Raw genomic sequence first — 2,429 nt, forward strand, 5'->3', positions numbered from 1 at the left:
TACATAGGAGACAAGATGTCACAACACGATACATTGTTGGCTGCTTTTGAAACTTATAAAGCAGAAAACGAAAAGTTTATTGAAAAGGGCGTTAAGGCATCTGCTGCACGTGCTCGTAAAGCTTTACAAGAAATTGCCGGAGCTTGCAAAGAGCGCCGCAAAGAAATTACAGCCGCTAAAGAGGCGATGGAAGCTAAGAAGTAATTTACCTTATTCCGGATTGAATTCAGCCTGGCCCCCACAAGGAGCCGGGCTTTATTTTTATGGGCTTACAGAAAATAAAGTGAGCTTCATAGCTTGACTGCGGATTGGCAGCAAACTTTGATACTCCTGGCTATTGGCCCAAGACTTAGAGCGTTCTAGATCTGGAAACTCCAGCTCTACAAATGCGCTAAAGGCCCCACACTCCAACCCATTCCATAGGAAGGTATTGAAAGAGCCTCGGAATGCAATCTTCCCTTGGTAGAGAGCTACCGCATCTCCTACCTGAGAGCGGTACTCTTCAAATGCCTCAGGGTCATTTAACTGAATGAGGCCAATCACTTTAATGGTCATCCCGGGTCCTGATTATTTATCCAGCTAGTTTATAAGCAAGCTATAGTGAGATATTAGAACTTCACCATCTCATACGAGGCACATATGAAAGTCGCATTTTTAGGTTTGGGTAATATGGGACTACCCATGGCTCTCAATTTAATTAAAGCTGGGCATCAGGTTCGAGGCTTTGATTTGGTGCAGACGCAGCTAGATGCCTTCAGAGTGGCCGGCGGGGCTCCCATGAATAGCGCTTCAGAGGCTGCCCTTGATGTGGATGTCATTGTTAGCATGCTCCCAGCTTCGCGCCATGTCGAGGCTTTGTATTTAGGCGACTCTGGTTTATTAGCCACAGCCAATCCTAAAACCTTGCTCATCGACTGCTCGACGATTTCTCCCAAGGTTTCTCAGTCCGTGGCCGCCGCTGCTAAAGCCAAGGGCTTTGCCATGATCGATGCACCGGTTTCTGGTGGCACTGTAGGGGCGCAAGCCGGAACCTTAACCTTTATGGTGGGTGGAGATGCGGCAGATGTAGATCGAGGCCGCCCATTGCTAGAGCAGATGGGTAAGAATATCTTCCATGCAGGACCAAGCGGAAGCGGACAGACCGTCAAGGTCTGCAACAACATGTTGCTGGGTATTCAGATGCTCGGGACTAGTGAAGCATTACGTTTGGGTATGGCCAATGGCATGGACCCCAAAGTACTCTCTGACATCATGTCAAAGAGCTCTGGTCGTAATTGGGTTCTTGAGCTCTATAACCCTTGTCCCGGAGTAATGGAAAATGTGCCATCCTCAAAAGGGTATGCCGGTGGCTTTGGCGTAGATCTCATGTTGAAAGATTTGGGTTTGGCCACCGAGAATGCCAGTGACTTAGATGCCAGCATTCCGCTCGGCGAGTTATCCCGCAAACTCTACGAAGCACATAGCAAAGCTGGCAATGGCCAGCTCGACTTTTCAAGCGTGTTTAATTTAAAGGCCGACTAATCCGTAGCTGCTGTAGTGGGGTTTAGCGATTAAAGCTACGCTTAGGGGGACTGCTGCGCTTAGCCGTAGGCCTGCTGCCTCCGCCATTGCCACCACCAGCATTGCCCGGTCGAGGTTTTCTGGATTGTTGGTGTTGCTGGCTTCGCAATTGGATTGGTTGCGCCACTGCATTCGGGTCTGGTTCAAATCCGGCAATCACTTCCTGAGGAAGTTTTTGCTTAATGAGTTTCTCAATATCGCGAAGCATCTGATGCTCGTCAACGCAGACTAAAGATACTGCTACACCGTTAGAGCCTGCTCTACCAGTTCTACCAATCCGGTGAACATAATCTTCGGATACGTTGGGCAGGTCGTAGTTCACGACATGGGGGAGTTGATCAATATCGATTCCACGAGCAGCAATGTCCGTAGCAACCAAGACGGTGATTTTGCCGTCTTTAAATTCGGCCAAGGCTTTAGTGCGAGCGCTTTGACTCTTATTGCCATGAATTGCCATGGCAGTGATGCCGTCTTTCTCGAGCTGGGTCACTAATTTATTGGCACCATGCTTAGTGCGAGTAAACACGAGAACTTGCTGCCACTGATTTGATTTAATCAGATGTGCCAATAAGGGATGCTTTTGGTTTCTGTCTACTGGGTGGATCAGCTGCGCAATCGCTTCATTAGTGCTGTTACTGCGTGCCACCTCAATCAAGGCTGGTGAATTCAGTAATCCATCTGCCAAAGCTTTGATCTCGGCCGAGAAGGTCGCTGAAAAGAGTAGATTTTGACGTTGCTTAGGAAGTGCCGCCAAAATCTTTTTGATATCACGCAAGAAACCCATGTCCAACATGCGATCTGCTTCGTCAAGTACCAAGATTTCAATATTCGCGAGTGAGACGCAATTCTGTGACATTAAATCCAACAAG

The 2,429-nt window shown here is 48.2% G+C and carries 4 protein-coding genes; 2 read left to right on the forward strand and 2 right to left on the reverse strand.

Translation table 11 applies throughout. The features are described 5' to 3' along the window. A partial coding sequence (locus B7X71_RS15265; protein WP_293601311.1) for a hypothetical protein occupies nt 1-204 on the forward strand: 204 nt, incomplete at its 5' end. Between the two features lie 57 nt (nt 205-261). On the opposite strand, the gene B7X71_RS15270 is transcribed toward B7X71_RS15265, so the two are convergent. Then, nucleotides 262-555, reverse strand: coding sequence for a DUF1330 domain-containing protein (locus B7X71_RS15270; RefSeq protein WP_293597882.1), 294 nt, complete (start codon nt 553-555; stop codon nt 262-264). 84 nt (nt 556-639) lie between these two features. Here B7X71_RS15270 and mmsB point away from each other — a divergent pair, with 84 nt between their 5' ends. Further along, nucleotides 640-1,521: a 3-hydroxyisobutyrate dehydrogenase gene (gene mmsB, locus B7X71_RS15275; protein ID WP_293597881.1), complete on the forward strand. Its 882-nt coding sequence runs from the start codon at nt 640-642 to the stop codon at nt 1,519-1,521. Nucleotides 1,522-1,543: 22 nt separating this feature from the next. On the opposite strand, the gene B7X71_RS15280 is transcribed toward mmsB, so the two are convergent. After that, nucleotides 1,544-2,429: helicase-related protein (locus B7X71_RS15280; RefSeq protein WP_293601313.1), on the reverse strand; the 886-nt coding region annotated here is incomplete at its 5' end.

It is taken from the genome of Polynucleobacter sp. 39-46-10, from assembly GCF_002282275.1.

Bases quoted from the DNA above. Each gene is read 5' to 3' on its own strand.
- mmsB (WP_293597881.1), top strand. From the start codon at position 640: ATGAAAGTCGCATTTTTAGGTTTGGGTAATATGGGACTACCCATGGCT.
- B7X71_RS15270 (WP_293597882.1), bottom strand. From the start codon at position 555: ATGACCATTAAAGTGATTGGCCTCATTCAGTTAAATGACCCTGAGGCA.